The sequence below is a fragment of the Flavobacterium sp. SOK18b genome (genome assembly GCF_014156605.1).
In the GTDB taxonomy this organism is placed as follows: Bacteria; Bacteroidota; Bacteroidia; order Flavobacteriales; family Flavobacteriaceae; genus Flavobacterium; species Flavobacterium tiangeerense.
Window position 1 is genome coordinate 1 of record NZ_QKNZ01000073.1, and the last position, 14,915, is coordinate 14,915.

15 protein-coding genes are annotated in these 14,915 nt (G+C 32.0%); 6 read left to right on the plus strand and 9 right to left on the minus strand.

Annotated elements, in window-relative coordinates:
- Positions 1-324 precede the first annotated feature (324 nt).
- A complete protein-coding gene (locus tag DNC80_RS11235; protein ID WP_182651306.1) occupies positions 325-1,050 on the minus strand; it encodes a bacteriorhodopsin-like in 726 nt (241 codons plus the stop codon).
- A 107-nt stretch (positions 1,051-1,157) separates the two neighbouring features.
- Between DNC80_RS11235 and DNC80_RS11240 the strand changes: the two genes are divergently transcribed.
- Positions 1,158-2,057: a Brp/Blh family beta-carotene 15,15'-dioxygenase gene (locus DNC80_RS11240; protein ID WP_182651307.1), complete on the plus strand. Its 900-nt coding sequence runs from the start codon at positions 1,158-1,160 to the stop codon at positions 2,055-2,057.
- Between the two features lie 106 nt (positions 2,058-2,163).
- Here the strand turns inward: DNC80_RS11240 and dnaK are convergent, their stop codons facing one another.
- The 4 genes from dnaK to DNC80_RS11260 all read right to left on the minus strand — a co-directional run bounded on the left by dnaK (position 2,164) and on the right by DNC80_RS11260 (position 5,207).
- The gene (gene dnaK, locus DNC80_RS11245) at positions 2,164-4,047 is read right to left on the minus strand and encodes a molecular chaperone DnaK (protein WP_182651308.1); all 1,884 of its coding nucleotides are present in this window, start codon (positions 4,045-4,047) and stop codon (positions 2,164-2,166) included.
- Between the two features lie 253 nt (positions 4,048-4,300).
- Positions 4,301-4,684: a YchJ family protein gene (locus DNC80_RS11250; RefSeq protein ID WP_182651309.1), complete on the minus strand. Its 384-nt coding sequence runs from the start codon at positions 4,682-4,684 to the stop codon at positions 4,301-4,303.
- A 28-nt stretch (positions 4,685-4,712) separates the two neighbouring features.
- Positions 4,713-4,943 (minus strand): hypothetical protein, encoded by a 231-nt coding sequence (locus DNC80_RS11255; protein ID WP_182651310.1) that lies wholly within the window; start codon positions 4,941-4,943, stop codon positions 4,713-4,715.
- Between the two features lie 6 nt (positions 4,944-4,949).
- Positions 4,950-5,207: a hypothetical protein gene (locus tag DNC80_RS11260; RefSeq protein WP_182651318.1), complete on the minus strand. Its 258-nt coding sequence runs from the start codon at positions 5,205-5,207 to the stop codon at positions 4,950-4,952.
- Between the two features lie 146 nt (positions 5,208-5,353).
- On the opposite strand from DNC80_RS11260, the gene DNC80_RS11265 reads away from it, so the two are divergent.
- The 3 genes from DNC80_RS11265 (at position 5,354) to DNC80_RS11275 (ending at position 8,588) form a co-directional block, all read left to right on the plus strand.
- Positions 5,354-5,905: a CHASE domain-containing protein gene (locus DNC80_RS11265; RefSeq protein WP_182651311.1), complete on the plus strand. Its 552-nt coding sequence runs from the start codon at positions 5,354-5,356 to the stop codon at positions 5,903-5,905.
- Positions 5,906-6,165: 260 nt separating this feature from the next.
- A complete protein-coding gene (locus DNC80_RS11270; protein ID WP_182651312.1) occupies positions 6,166-8,196 on the plus strand; it encodes a PAS domain S-box protein in 2,031 nt (676 codons plus the stop codon).
- Positions 8,193-8,588 carry a response regulator gene (locus DNC80_RS11275; protein ID WP_182651313.1) on the plus strand — a complete coding sequence of 132 codons (396 nt, stop codon included), beginning with the start codon at positions 8,193-8,195 and terminating at the stop codon, positions 8,586-8,588. Before DNC80_RS11270 ends, DNC80_RS11275 begins: the two co-directional genes overlap by 4 nt.
- 15 nt (positions 8,589-8,603) lie before the next feature.
- Here DNC80_RS11275 and DNC80_RS11280 read toward each other — a convergent pair whose 3' ends face one another.
- Positions 8,604-9,146 carry a hypothetical protein gene (locus DNC80_RS11280; RefSeq protein WP_182651314.1) on the minus strand — a complete coding sequence of 181 codons (543 nt, stop codon included), beginning with the start codon at positions 9,144-9,146 and terminating at the stop codon, positions 8,604-8,606.
- Between the two features lie 85 nt (positions 9,147-9,231).
- On the opposite strand from DNC80_RS11280, the gene DNC80_RS11285 reads away from it, so the two are divergent.
- Together DNC80_RS11285 and DNC80_RS11290 are read left to right on the plus strand one after the other, a co-directional pair.
- Positions 9,232-9,477, plus strand: a complete 246-nt coding sequence (locus tag DNC80_RS11285) for a hypothetical protein (RefSeq protein ID WP_144891934.1) — start codon at positions 9,232-9,234, stop codon at positions 9,475-9,477.
- 162 nt (positions 9,478-9,639) lie between these two features.
- Positions 9,640-10,080, plus strand: coding sequence for a KTSC domain-containing protein (locus DNC80_RS11290; RefSeq protein ID WP_144891936.1), 441 nt, complete (start codon positions 9,640-9,642; stop codon positions 10,078-10,080).
- Positions 10,081-10,158: 78 nt separating this feature from the next.
- Here DNC80_RS11290 and DNC80_RS11295 read toward each other — a convergent pair whose 3' ends face one another.
- The 3 genes from DNC80_RS11295 to DNC80_RS11305 all read right to left on the minus strand — a co-directional run.
- Positions 10,159-12,090: an OmpA family protein gene (locus tag DNC80_RS11295; RefSeq protein ID WP_182651315.1), complete on the minus strand. Its 1,932-nt coding sequence runs from the start codon at positions 12,088-12,090 to the stop codon at positions 10,159-10,161.
- Positions 12,091-12,102: 12 nt separating this feature from the next.
- Positions 12,103-13,017 (minus strand): type IX secretion system membrane protein PorP/SprF, encoded by a 915-nt coding sequence (locus tag DNC80_RS11300; protein WP_182651316.1) that lies wholly within the window; start codon positions 13,015-13,017, stop codon positions 12,103-12,105.
- A 69-nt stretch (positions 13,018-13,086) separates the two neighbouring features.
- Positions 13,087-14,915: gliding motility-associated C-terminal domain-containing protein (locus DNC80_RS11305; RefSeq protein WP_182651317.1), on the minus strand; the 1,829-nt coding region annotated here is incomplete at its 5' end.

Here is a 14,915-nt window from a genome sequence, read left to right on the forward strand (position 1 = left end):
AAACAGACAAAATAGCCATCAACATCCTATAAATATCTACCGAAATTACATTCAATAGCGAGTTACAGTTTAAACTAAAAACTAAAAGAAATTTAATATGCTAAATATTGAAAAATCAAGTTCAAATTGTACATAAATGATCAAAAATACCAATTACATATAATTAACTATTTTTGTTAAAATAGCAAAAAGGGCAACTTTGCATGAAAAATGAAATTTTGTTTAATAATTTTCATAGAAAACCAGCACATAAAACTTATAAAAACAAAAAAACCGAGCTATTACAAGCTCGGTTTACTAACATTAAATATAAAAAAAAGGAAATTAATCTTTTGAAGATTTTACAGCAAGGTTATAAATTACTAAACCAAACCCAATTTTATTAATTGCATCAGCAATGTTATATGCAACATCTATGTTCCCTTCTGGGATGATTCCGTTGTACCATCCTGTAGTTCCCATCATGTATCCTAATGGATAAATTGACCACCCTACAAGTACGAACCAACATAAAATTTTGTGTGCTTTTTGCACTTCAACTCCAGCTGCTGCAGCAAGTTTTGATGCCTCACCAAACCAAATTTCATACACAATAGCAAAGTATGCAGCTCCTGAGACTGCACCCCAAAAAGCAGCGCTATCTGGTGCTACAACTTCTCCTAAATAACCTGTAACTAACATGATTACAGAGTAAATAATCATTTTCCATAATAAAGACTGTTTTGCTCCAGCTACCTTTAAAATTAAGTAAAACTCTAAACACATTAATGGCACCGTTAATACCCAGTCAACATAACGGAAGAATGTTGGTGATTCCCCAAATGAAGCCCAATAATCTCTCATGTAAAAATAATGCACTGCTGCAATGAAAGTAATTAAACCTGAAACTAAAACTGATGTACGCCATTTTTTATCAAACTGGCTCAGTGATAAGAAGAAAAAAGCTGATGCGGCCATCATAGCCATACAGCCTACAAAAAAAGTAAACCCTACATAATCTGTTGGTAGCATTTTTCCAACTAGTCCTGAAATAAACATAAAATTTGTCATAAAATAAGTTTTTGATATTTTGTTCAACCAAATGTAATAAAAGTTAAACGAATAAAATGATTTTTTTTAATTTTTTTTTAACTATTTTTAGACAATAATTAAATTTTATGAAAAATTATTCAAATATCGTAATTGTAGCAAGCTTTTTCGGACTATGGATTGATTCTTACCTTACAAGCCAATTTCAAATAATTCTGGGTTTTTTCTTAATATTTACTTTTGGAATTTTGCATGGTGCCAATGACATTCTTTTAATTCAGCATCTAAATCCTGTCCAAAAAAAGAATTCTCAACATAAAACGCTTCTATATTATGTTGTAGTTGTACTTGTGGGTGTTTTATTATTCTATACTTTACCTCAAGTTGCCTTACTTCTATTTATTATAGTTAGTGCCTACCATTTTGGCGAACAGCAATGGCATAGTGTTAAAACCAAACTCAATAATTTGGTTTGTATTCTGTTTCAATTTTTATACGGTTTAGTTTTACTGTTGCTTTTATTTTATTTTCACAGTAACCAGGTTCAAGATATTGTACATAAAATTACGCATGTGATGGTGCCTTTAGTTGCATTCACTATAGCTTTACAAATCACGGCTATATTATTTGGACTTTTTATCTGTTACTTGTTTTGGAAATTTGAATCCTTAAGAAGTAAAATTGCTCTAGAAGTATTCTTTTTGATATTATTTGCAATACTTTTTAAGGCTTCTAGTTTAATTTGGGGATTTGCATTATACTTTGTGCTTTGGCATAGCATTCCGTCTATTATAGACCAAATTATTTTTCTGAATGGTACTTTTACATTTAAACATTTTAAAGCGTACTGTAAAGCCGCTTTTATCTATTGGTTTGTTTCAATTTTGGGGATTGCCATTTTGTTTTTCATTTGTAAAGATGAACATTTTTTTAATGCACTCTTTTTCTCCTTTTTAGCGGCAATAACGTTTCCGCATGCAGCAGTCATTGCTAATATGGCTAATGAGAAAAAAATCAATACTTTATAAAACAAAAAAACCGAGTAATTGCTTACTCGGTTTTAATATTAGGATAATTTTAGATCAATTTGATATAACATCAAATTGATTTCCATTTACTGAATGGAATTTAAAATTATTTTACTTCTTCAAATTCTACGTCTTCTACGTTGTCTCCTTGAGTAGCTTCACCTTGTGGTTGCTCTCCTTGTGGTTGTTCACCTTGAGCATACATAGCTTCAGTAGCCGTTTTCCAAGCTGCATTGATGTTATCAAGAGCTGTTTGAATTGCTGGAACATCTTGAGACTGGTGAGCCATTCTCAATTCAGTTAATGCATATTCTACTGCTACTTTGTGATCATCAGCTAATTTAGAACCTAATTCTTTCAATTGAGTTTCTGTTTGGAAAATCATAGAATCAGCTTCGTTAATTTTCTCCGCTTTCGCTCTTAAAACTTTATCAGATTCAGCGTTAGCTTCAGCATCTTGTTTCATTCTTTCGATTTCTTCAGAAGTTAATCCAGAAGAAGCTTCAATACGAATATCGTGAGATTTACCAGTTCCTTTATCAGTTGCAGATACTTTGATGATACCATTAGCATCAATATCAAAAGTTACTTCAATTTGTGGAACTCCTCTTGGTGCTGGTGGAATACCATCTAAATTGAAACGACCGATAGTTTTGTTATCAGCAGCCATTGCTCTAGCTCCTTGAAGAACGTGTAATTCAACAGTTGGTTGAGAATCAGCAGCAGTTGAGAAAACTTGTGATTTTTTAGTTGGAATAGTTGTGTTAGCTTCAATTAATGTAGTCATAACACCACCCATAGTTTCGATACCTAAAGATAAAGGTGTAACGTCAAGTAACAATACATCTTTTACATCTCCAGAAAGAACTCCACCTTGAATAGCTGCTCCAATTGCAACAACCTCATCAGGATTAACTCCTTTAGACGCTTTTTTACCAAAGAATTTTTCAACTTCGTCAGCAATTCTTGGCATACGAGTAGAACCTCCTACAAGGATCACTTCGTCAATATCAGAAACAGATAAACCTGCATCTTTTAATGCTCTAGCTACAGGAGCCATAGAACGTTTTACTAAAGAATCTGATAATTGCTCAAATTTAGCTCTAGATAATTTTTTTACTAAGTGCTTTGGTCCAGAAGCAGTAGCTGTTACGTAAGGTAAATTGATTTCAGTCTCTGCAGAAGAAGACAATTCAATTTTAGCTTTTTCAGCAGCTTCTTTAATTCTTTGTAATGACATTGGGTCTAAACGCAAATCAACACCTTCTTCTGATAAAAACTCATCAGCTAACCAGTCAATGATTGTTTGGTCAAAGTCATCTCCACCTAAGTGAGTATCACCATTAGTAGACAATACTTCAAATACTCCGTCTCCTAATTCAAGAACAGAAATATCAAAAGTACCTCCACCTAAATCGTAAACAGCAATTTTTTGATCAGTACCTTTTTTATCTAATCCATAAGCTAATGCAGCAGCAGTAGGCTCATTGATGATACGCATCACTTTAAGACCTGCAATTTCACCAGCTTCTTTTGTAGCTTGACGTTGTGCATCATTAAAGTAAGCAGGAACAGTAATAACTGCTTCAGTAACTGTTTGACCTAAATAGTCTTCAGCAGTTTTTTTCATTTTTTGAAGAGTCATAGCTGACAATTCTTGAGCAGTATATAAACGACCATCAATATCCACACGTGGTGTATTGTTGTCTCCTTTTACTACACTGTAAGGAACTCTTTTTGATTCAGCCGAAACTTCACCAAAACCTTGTCCCATAAAACGTTTGATAGAAGCAATAGTCTTAGTTGGATTAGTTACTGCTTGTCTCTTAGCAGGATCTCCTACTTTGATTTCTCCACCTTCAACAAAAGCGATGATAGATGGTGTTGTTCTTTTACCTTCTGCATTAGGGATAACAACTGCTTCATTACCTTCCATTACAGAAACACAAGAGTTGGTAGTACCTAAATCAATTCCGATTATTTTACCCATTTTTATTATATTTAATTTTACTTTATACTTATTTAAAGGCTCGAAAACCAATAGTCAATCTTTGTGCCAACACTTTGTCAGTATGAAAAATGTCAGTTTAACCACTTATTGGCGGAAAAATTGCTGACAACTTGACATTTTACTTTCATTTAACCATTTGTACAATAAATTAGAAGATGAACTGAAGAGTCTAAAAAATTATTCACTAATAAACTTTTAGTTTAAAAATTACGAACAAAAAATGGTGCCTTTTTTAATCAAAAAAAACACCATTTACGTAAAACCAATCTCCATTTTCATTTACAAATGTAGATCGTTCATGATGAATATGACTTTTATTGTACGCATCTTTATAGTACGCCTTAAACTCTACAATAGTAGGCGCAGATTCAATTATTTCTAGTTTAAGCCAGGTATTGCTTTTAGCCCACTGCAAAATATCATTAAAAGGATGCAACACTCTTGCATGAGGTACTGTAGTTGCAACGAGATAAGTAGCATTATGAGTGGCATAAGCGCTGTACCTAGATCGCATTAACTCTTCGGCAGAAATAGCTTTAACACTTTTATTCAGTATTGGTCCACAACATTTTTCAAATGATTGCAAAGTTCCACAATGACATTTATTTGTACTCATAAATCGTTATTATTAAACTTTTTGAAATTTAAAGTTCAAGAGAACTATTAATTTTTTGATGCAATTGATTCAACAAAACTTGATACTTGCTAATTTCTATTAAGTCCTCATCATCATCTGAAAAATCAAGAAGATCATCAAGAGCTTCACTTACTTCTACTAATTTATTTTTGGCGTCAAGCATATTCTTAACAGCAATACAATCTATAATTTCTTGAACACTTAGTTTCAAGCTAGAAAATTTATTTATGTTCTCCATGACACCTTATTGCTCTGTTGTTTTATCCTCATTAAATTTTTTGGTAATCAATTTAAGCTTTTCTTTTCGCAATAAAACAGCTTGTTTGGCTTTGTCTTGTGCTTTATGCAACTTATCATTGTGCTTTTTTATATTTTTCTCGTTGTTTCTACCCATAACAATTTGTATTTTGTAAATTACAATACAAAGGTCGGATATATTTGTTAATTCAAGAATTCTTTCTTTGAAATATAACAACTTCATAATTTCAATATCAATATTCATATTTCAAAACAAAAAGATTTTACTATTTCTAAATATTAGGTAAAAAAAATAAGACATATTTTTTTTAAACATCTTAAAATTATTTCACAATTTTTTGTTATATTTATAAACTTATTAATGATTACTTACATTCCTAATTATTATTGATGATTTTAAAAAGTAAAAACATAAAGCTTTTAAGATGGTTTATCGTCAGGCCAAAAACTAGTGGTGTTATATCTTTTTTATTTGTAAGTATCATAACCATCTTAATCAGTTTTCAACAATATCAGTTGGTCAAAGAACTTGAACAACGCGAAATGAATAATATTTTAAACGTTGTTCATCATAACATTGAAGAATCTCTTAAAAATTATTATACCGCAACTTTAACTCTTGCGTTGACACTAAATGACGAAGGAATTCCAAAAGACTTTGAATATGTAAGCAAACAACTTATTAAATCCAATATTACAATTAGTGCGGTAGAGCTCGTACCTAAAGGTATTATAAAATATGTATACCCCATTAAAGGAAATGAAGCAGCCGTAGGTTTAAATATTCTTACCACTGAAAACCTTCGAGTAGAAACCTTAAAATCAATATCAAATAAAAAAATGTACTTTGCTGGTCCACTTAAGTTAAAGCAAGGTGGTATTGGTATTGTGGGTAGACTACCCATTTATAAAAAAAATTCTTTTGGGGATTTTCTGCCGTAGTTATTAAACTTGATCAACTTTTAAAAGCATCTCAAATCGATTTACTTAGCAAATCAAAATTTGATTTTCAAATATCAAAGTTCAATACTACAACCAAAAAACAAGAGTTTTTTTTACCTCAAAAAACAAAACTTACAAACAGTAATTTTGTTACTACCTTTATTACAGATGGAGAATGGAAATTATACTTAATAGATAAAGAATCAAATAATTCCTTTATAACTCTTATTATTTCTACTCTTTTAGGTGTACTTCTTGCAATGACATTTGGCTTTTTAACTGTTTTAGTTCTAAAAAAACAAGCTGAATTACAAGTTATAGTAGAGAAACAAGCTCGGAATTTAATAGATAGTGAAATAAAATTCAAAACTATTTTTGATCAAGCAGCAATTGGCATGGCCAATGTGGATGTTGTATCAGGTATTTTTTTAGAAATAAATAGCAAATTTTGCAGCCTTTTAGGCTACACTCAAGAAGAGATGAAAGGAAGGAATTTTCAATCTATAACACATCCCGATGATCTTGAGAACGATTTAAGAAACGTAAAAAAAATGGAAAATGGAAATATTACGGAGTATTCCATGGAGAAAAGATATTTTACTAAAGAAGGTAAAACTATATGGGTCAACTTGAGCGTGACACCTTTGCTAGACCAAAATAAAAAGCAACTTAGCGCAATTTCAATAGTTGAAGATATTACACAGAGAAAACAAAATGAAGCTTTAGTTAAGAAAAGTGAAAATCATTTTAAAAGTCTCTTTGACGATTCTCCACTACCTATGATAGAGGAAGATTTCTCTAAGGTTAAAAAACGCCTTGGAGAACTCAACCTAATGAATAAAAACAGAGATCAAGTTAAAAACTATTTAATTAATAATCCTGAGATTATACAACAATTATATGCATTAATCGAGATTGTAAACGTAAATAAAGCTTGTTTAAAATTATACAGAGTTGACAATAAAGAAGAATTATTAAAAACGAAGTCCAGCTTATGTAGTCAAGATTCACTTAACGATTTAACAGACCTAATAGTTGTCATTACTCAAAATATAAATCAATTTGTTATAGATTCTGTTATTAAAAATGCCGATGAGGAAAATCGGTACATCAATTTAAGTTGGAATGTTGTAAGAGGTTATGAAAAATCTTTAGACCGCATCATTGTTTCAAATGAAGACATTACGAATCGTAAAATAGCCGAAAAAATAATTTTAGATTCACAGCAACGAATTCAGTCCTTAATTAATACCGTAGATGGAATCGTTTGGGAATGTTCTCCTGATACATTACAATTTACATTTATTAGTAAAAAAGTTGAAGAACTACTAGGTTATACATCAGAAGAGTGGATTTCATGTCCTAATTTTTGGCAAGATCACATGCATGAAGAAGATAGAGTTCGTACTTTGCAATATTGCGCAGATCAAACAGCAAAAAATGTAGATCATGACTTTGAATATAGGATGATTGCAAAAGATGGAACAATTGTTTGGCTAAGAGACATCGTAAGTTTAGTTACCGAAAACGGAAAAGTTGAAAGTCTAAGAGGTATTATGATTGATATCACTAAAACAAAAGAGATTGAAAATCAGTTGAATAAATCATTCTATCTAGTAACAGAGCAAAATAAACGTTTGTTGAACTTTTCTTATATTGTTTCTCATAATCTACGTTCTCATACTAGCAATATTACCTCAATTATTGGTATAATTGAAACTGCCGATTCTAAAGAAGAAATAGAACAGATGGTTCAACTGTTAAAAACAGTTTCTAACTCGCTAAACGAAACCATGTTAAATCTAAACCAAGTAGTTAATATTCAGACTAATATAGGTCTTGTAACTGAAAGTTTAAATTTAAAACAATACATCAATAATACAATTACTGTTTTATCAGATCAAATTGCTGCCAAAGAAGTTGAAATAATTACGTCCGTACCTGATGACGTGCATATTAATTATAATCCTGCCTATCTAGAGAGTATTCTTCATAACCTTGTATCGAACGCTATTCGATACAGTAGCGTAGATAAAAAACCTATCATAAACATTAGCTATAAGGAAGAGGGCCAAAACAAAATTTTACAAGTTTCTGACAACGGAATTGGAATTGATTTGGAATGCAATGCGCAAAAAATATTTGGAATGTATAAAACATTTACAAACAACAAAGACTCAAAAGGAATTGGACTTTTTATAACCAAGAACCAAATTGAGGCTATGGGAGGACACATAACAGTAGAAAGCGAATTGAATAAAGGCACCACTTTTAAAATAAGTATTCTATGATACAGAAAATAATATGGCTAATCGATGATGACCCAATTTATCAAACCATTATGAAAAAAATTATTGATAAATCAGGCGTAAGCTCTCATGTTGTCTCGTATACTAACGGAAAAGATGCCATTCAAGCGCTAGAAGAAATCATTATAAACGACGAAAGCTTACCAGATTTAATTTTGTTAGATATTGAAATGCCAGTACTAGATGGATGGGGATTTATGACCGAAATGTCACTATTAAAGCAGAAAATAGCTAAAAAAATAAAAATTTACATCTCAAGTTCATCAATTGCATTAGAAGACAAACAAAAAGCAAAAAATAACCCTGATATTTTAGGATACATTTCAAAACCAGTTACGATAAGTGATATTAAATTGATAGCATCCGATGAATAATTAAAATTTCTAAAACTACTTGCACTCTTTCTTTATTTCGTCAAGAGTTTTCTCACTGTATATTAATTGCTCTACAATGTGCTTTCTCAAATCATCAATATCCGAATCAAAATATTTAGCCCATGATGATAACTGCAGTATATTTCTAACTTGTTTGATTCGTTTTCTAGTTTCAGAGCTAGTTCGTAAAACTGCTTTTTTATCAAAATCCGGATTGTTTTTATGCTGATATTGAACAAGTTCCTTACCATAATTTACTTCAAGATAATACAATAAATCAATGTCATTATCTGGATAAAAACTTTCCCAAACTGCAAATCCTAATTTAAATTTAGAATCCGTTTCTTGCTCCAGTGACTCTAGTCTCCATTTACAATTGGCCAACCTTCCCCAATGATTGGATAAGCGATACATTCCTTTTTTAGTATAATAATACTTACTACCTGATTTGCTATCATATTGAACTTTTAAATCATTTATAGCGTCCAGTGAAGTTTCTTGGAAAACACAAAAAGTATTTTTAAAAGAATTAGGGCTGGGTCTAAAGTTGTTTTGCATAGTGCAAATATAATCAAGAAGAGTATTTACTGATAATTCAAATTAAAAATGATTAAATTTGCTCACTTAAATAAAATAGATAAAGATGACAAAAGCTAACGAAGAAAGAATGTTACAAAAAGGAATCTACACAGGAGTTATTGAAAAAGATGAAAACAACAACTTTTTTTGTGGAGAATATTTGTTAGACTACAAAATGGCAACAAAATTCAATGTAGGTGATATGGTTACTATAAAATCAATCATTGAAAACCCAAGTGACATTAGCCATAATAAATACCCTAAGAAGTCAAAGAATTTTGATAAAGCAAATTACAAGCCACAACAATAAAGGCATTAAGCAGAGCTTAAAATATTTTTCAATAAAACTATTCGAAGATTTTTTTTAGACAAAATCGCAAAAAATAAAAAAAAGTGTACCTTTGCAAAAAATTTGTCCATTTAAAACAAAATTGTATTCCTTATATACAAAAAGACAAGTAGTTACATATTTATGAAAAAAATAGTTGAATACCGCAAATTGCTAAATGTAGATAAAACTGCTGAGCTGAAAGATTTGAAAACCATTTATCGTAATGCGATGAAGGAAGCACACCCAGATAAATTTCAAGGTGATGAAGCTGGATTAAAAGCAGCTGAAGAAAATAGTAAAAAAATTATTGAAGCCTACCATTTTTTGGTTAGCATCAATCCTGAAACTATCAAAGCAAACTTACCTGAATATACTGAAACTATTTCAACATCAACAATTACAGATTATAAATTTGTTGAAGGTAGATTGATTATAAATTTTTCAAATGGAAGTGTTTATGAATACATTAGTGTTCCTAAAGCTACATATGTAAAAATGGTAAATGCAGATTCTCCTGGAAGATTTGCAAAAAGACACATATTAAACGCTTTTACTTGGAGAAAAACCATCAATCAAGACTAATTGAATTGTTTTCTTTAACTAATTGTTAAGAATATAAAAGCCCAATTATAAACTAATTGGGCTTTTTATTTTACAAAATTATTTGATTATGATAAACTCTGATCTTCTGTTTAATTGATGGGTAGATTCATCACATTTTTCGGCGATACAATCTACAATGGTTTTGCTTTCTCCATATCCTTTCGCAGTCAATCGATCTTTAGTGATTCCTTTAGAAATTAAAAAATTCATTGTTGATTGTGCTCTTCTTTCGGATAACTCCAGATTTGAAATTGAGGAACCTCTTGTATCTGTATGTGATCGAATATCAATTTTTAAATTTAGATCGTTATTCATTGCAACAACTACTTTTCCTAATTCATAACCTGCATCTCCTCTTATTTTCGACTGATTTGTATCAAACAAAATTTCATTTAATTTTAAAATTTTTCCTAAGTCGTCACCCAACTTAGTGGTTTGCTTTTCTTTTTCAAGGTAAATAGCAATAGTATTATCTTCAAAATTAATGTTTTGATATACTGCTAGATATCCTTTTTTCTCTACATTCACCGAAGTATACTGTTGTGGACTAAGCTGTTTAAAAACAACTTTTCCCTCAATATCCGTTTGATCGTCCATTTCTTCTGAATTATCTTTATTTTTTAAGCACACTTTAGCGTTTGTAATTTCTGCTTTGGTATCATAATCTTTAACAAAAATCATAAAGTCTTTTCTAATCATAAAATCTATCGGAATGATCTCATTTAAAAAATACAGATCATCACTTCCCTTCCCTCCTTGTCTGTTTGAAGAAAAATAACCGTTTTTAGAAATATCATTTATAATAAAATTAAAATCATCATATGTACTATTTATTGGTTTACCCACATTTTGTACAACAGTAAAGTAGCCTTCTTGGTCCATTTTTGTAGCAAAAACATCTAAACCGCCAAGTCCTGGAATTCCATCCGAAGCGAAATACAGTATACCGTCCTTGCTAATAAATGGGAATGTTTCTCTTCCTTCGGTGTTAATTTTGTCCCCCAAATTGACTGGCACACCAAATGATCCGTCTGGATATATACTTACCTTGAAAATATCAGACAAACCCATGCTTCCCGGCATGTCTGACGCAAAGTAAAGCGTAAGTCCATCCTTACTTAATGTAGGATGTGCTACAGAATATTGGTCACTATTAAAAGGTAATTCTTCAAGAAGCCCCCAATTCTCAGATTCATCTAAGCTTGCTCGATAAATTTTCAACTTAGTTAGTCCAGACAAATCTCCCTTTCTTTTATTATTTAGATAATTACTACTCGTAAAATAGACGGTTTTACCGTCGGTAGAAAAAACAGGAGATGATTCGTAAAATTTACTATTTAATTTATTCGAAAATTTTACTGAATTCTTTATTTGTCCATTATCTTCTATATTTGCAATGTATAAATCTGTGAACATTTTGTTATCCCATTTATTAATTTTACGCGCCATTAGTCCTGTGTCGCGTGAGCTTGAATAAACAAGTTTATCATTATAAAAAGCTGCACCATAATCAGCTGCATCAGAGTTATCGGTTAGCAATTTAATTGTATATCTATTTGAATTTTTATTGATTGCATTCATGAAGTCTTCTTTGGACTTCAATAATATGGATCTATTCTCATTAGGCTTACTTTCTATGAATTTTCCCATTATTTTAGATGCTTCTTTGTAATTGTCTGTTGCTTTTAACGAATGAGAGTATCTAAAATAGTACTCTGGCTCAACAGACTCACTTTTAGTTACCATTTTTCCGTAGTAAAGAGCAGCTTCTTTTAAATCCCCATTAAAATAATACGAATCGCCCATTTTTCTATAAATTTCAGTAGACGGATACCCTTTGCTTTTAATGGTTGTGTAAATACCAATTGCTGGTTTAAACGCATAATTATCGAAATTTTCGTTTCCTTTTTCTATTTTATTATTTTGTGCATAAATGAAATTTGCCATTATAATAAAAAGAATAACTGTAGCATTTTTTATTAATTTCATAGCGTTAGTTTTTTAGAAATACCTTGGAGGCAATAATTTTTGGTATCTGTTAAACAATTCAAATCGAAGTAAAATTTCAAAAGACCCGTTATTAAAAGAGGTGTTTCCTAATTCTGTTATCTCTTTATCGTAAGCAAATCCCAACATTGTCCCCCTGTTAATATTGAAACCCGCTAGGGCGCTCCAAGCCGCATCCAATCTATAAGCGGCTCCCAAAGTAAATTTTTCATTAAACGTAAAATTAGCTGATACATCAACCTGCAACGGAGCACCACTAACTAATTTAGTGAGAATTGCAGGTTTTAATTTTAAGCTAGAACTCAAATCAAAGACATAGCCAGTAATAAAGTAAAAATTCATTTTTTCTTGAGCCACTGAAAATGATTCATTGTCAAAATATTTTGTTTCTAAAATATTAGGTACTGACATCCCAACATAAAATTTATCAGAATGGTAATATAAGCCTGCACCAACATTTGGAGACAATTTACTGTTTACGTTATTTTCAATCATTGTGGGTTCATTTTGATATCGGCTCAAATGATCGAAGTCAATATTTAATAAATTAAGCCCTCCTTTAATACCAAAAGAAAGTTTTCCATTTCGAGAGGTCTCAATAGAATAAGAAAACATCGCATCGAAAAATGTTTCGCTTGTAGGTCCTATTTTATCATTGACAACTGAAAGACCTAACCCTATTTTATCCGATACAGGAGCATTCACATTAAAGGTTTGTGTTTCTGGAGCACCATCCAAGCCTACCCACTGCGATCTATGCAAAGCGCTCAAACTGAAAACTCCTCTAGAGCCAGCATATGCAGGATTAACGCTCATAGTATTATACATGTATTGTGTATACTGTGCATCTTGTTGTGCATAACTTACAAGCCCAACAAATAAAACTACTATTAGATATATTTTTTTCATCTTCTAAATTGTTTAGGGGTTACTTAAGTCCTAGAATTTTTCTAGGTCTATTTCAAGCTATCTTTTAATTTATATATATATATAACCTGACTTAGTAATTTTTTCATTAGTTTTATTTATGTAATCAATAAAATAAAAATACGTTCCTGATGGTAACATTTCATTACCTGTGATTGTGATTCTACCTTTAGATTTTCCACTAAAGAAATTAGTTTGAGAATTATATGATTTCGTATTCCATACTAAAACACCCCAACGATTGTAAATTTTAACTGTATTTTGAGGAAAATCATCTAAATTTTCAATTACTAATATATCGTTGTATCCATCTCCATTTGGTGTAATCAACTGGTTAACAAAGACCTCTTCTTTTGAAATGTTGTTAGGTTCTAAGTAGTCCGGTATTCCGTCTCCATCAGTATCATTAGGATTATTAGGATTATTACCAATTTCATCACCATTTGGAATTCCGTCACCATCACAATCACCAGCTAAGAAAGCAGCTGATTGAGGAACACTAACATGTTCTTCGATGGCGTCACAACCATCTAGAGGATTTGTTCCATCAGCGAGCTCAATTCCCTCTATTACTCCATCACCATCTGTATCTGGATTCAATGGGTTAGTTCCTATTGAGATTTCTTTTCCATTTATAACCCCATCAGTATCGCAATCTGCTGCATTCCATGCTGCATTTGGTGTTAGTGTTTGGCTGGCAATTACCAACGAACAATTGTTATTTGGATTCGTTGTATCTGTTTTCTCTTTACCATCAGTCACACCATCGCCATCGGTATCTGGATTTAATGGATTCGTTCCGTTTGTGACTTCCTGACCATTGATAACTCCATCAGTATCACAATCTGCTGCTCTCCATGCTGCATTTGGCGTTAGCGTTTGGCTAGCAAGTACTAGCGAACAATTGTTATTTGGATTCGTATTGTCCGTTTTTTCTTTACCATCAGTCACTCCATCGCCATCGGTATCTGGATTTAATGGATTTGTTCCGTTTATGATTTCTTGACCATTAGCCACTCCATCACTATCGCAATCTGCGGCATTCCAAGCAGCATTTGGTGTTAGTGTTTGGTTAGCAATTACTAATGAGCAGTTGACTTTTGGATTTGTTCCATCCGTAATTTCTCGACCATTAGTTACACCATCTCCATCGCAATCTGCTGCATTCCAAGCTGCATTTGGTGTAAGCGTTTGGCTAGCAATTACTAATGAGCAGTTGCTATTTGGATTAGTATTATCCGTTTTCTCTTTACCATCAGTTACTCCATCGCCATCAGTATCTGCATTCAATGGATTGGTTCCATCTGTAGCTTCTTGTCCATCACTTACTCCATCATTGTCTGAATCGGCACTTAATGGATTGGTTCCGTTTATGATTTCCTGACCATTTGTAACTCCATCGCTATCGCAATCTGCAACATTCCAAGTTGCATTTGGTGTTAGCGTTTGGCTTGCAATCACTAAAGAACAATTATCTTTTGGATTTGTTCCATCTGTAATTTCTTGGGCATTTGTCACACCGTCGCCATCACAATCTGCGGCGTTCCAAGTTGCATTTGGTGTTAGCGTTTGGCTAATAAGTACTAACGAACAATTGTCGTTTGGATCCGTGTTATCTGTTTTTTCTTGTCCATCAGTTACTCCATCGCCATCAGTATCTGGACTCAATGGATTGGTGCCATTTGTAGCTTCTTGTCCATCAGTCACTCCATCGCCATCAGTATCTGGACTCAATGGATTGGTGCCATTTGTAGCTTCTTGTCCATCAGTCACTCCATCGCCATCAGTATCTGGACTCAATGGATTGGTGCCATTTGTAGCTTCTTGTCCATCAGTTACTCCATCGCCATCAGTATCTGGACTCAATGGGTTGGTGCCAT

Bases quoted from the DNA above. Each gene is read 5' to 3' on its own strand.
- DNC80_RS11235 (WP_182651306.1), bottom strand. From the start codon at position 1,050: ATGACAAATTTTATGTTTATTTCAGGACTAGTTGGAAAAATGCTACCA.
- DNC80_RS11240 (WP_182651307.1), top strand. From the start codon at position 1,158: ATGAAAAATTATTCAAATATCGTAATTGTAGCAAGCTTTTTCGGACTA.
- dnaK (WP_182651308.1), bottom strand. From the start codon at position 4,047: ATGGGTAAAATAATCGGAATTGATTTAGGTACTACCAACTCTTGTGTT.
- DNC80_RS11250 (WP_182651309.1), bottom strand. From the start codon at position 4,684: ATGAGTACAAATAAATGTCATTGTGGAACTTTGCAATCATTTGAAAAA.
- DNC80_RS11255 (WP_182651310.1), bottom strand. From the start codon at position 4,943: ATGGAGAACATAAATAAATTTTCTAGCTTGAAACTAAGTGTTCAAGAA.
- DNC80_RS11260 (WP_182651318.1), bottom strand. From the start codon at position 5,207: ATGAATATTGATATTGAAATTATGAAGTTGTTATATTTCAAAGAAAGA.
- DNC80_RS11265 (WP_182651311.1), top strand. From the start codon at position 5,354: ATGATTTTAAAAAGTAAAAACATAAAGCTTTTAAGATGGTTTATCGTC.
- DNC80_RS11270 (WP_182651312.1), top strand. From the start codon at position 6,166: ATGACATTTGGCTTTTTAACTGTTTTAGTTCTAAAAAAACAAGCTGAA.
- DNC80_RS11275 (WP_182651313.1), top strand. From the start codon at position 8,193: ATGATACAGAAAATAATATGGCTAATCGATGATGACCCAATTTATCAA.
- DNC80_RS11280 (WP_182651314.1), bottom strand. From the start codon at position 9,146: ATGCAAAACAACTTTAGACCCAGCCCTAATTCTTTTAAAAATACTTTT.
- DNC80_RS11285 (WP_144891934.1), top strand. From the start codon at position 9,232: ATGACAAAAGCTAACGAAGAAAGAATGTTACAAAAAGGAATCTACACA.
- DNC80_RS11290 (WP_144891936.1), top strand. From the start codon at position 9,640: ATGAAAAAAATAGTTGAATACCGCAAATTGCTAAATGTAGATAAAACT.
- DNC80_RS11295 (WP_182651315.1), bottom strand. From the start codon at position 12,090: ATGAAATTAATAAAAAATGCTACAGTTATTCTTTTTATTATAATGGCA.
- DNC80_RS11300 (WP_182651316.1), bottom strand. From the start codon at position 13,017: ATGAAAAAAATATATCTAATAGTAGTTTTATTTGTTGGGCTTGTAAGT.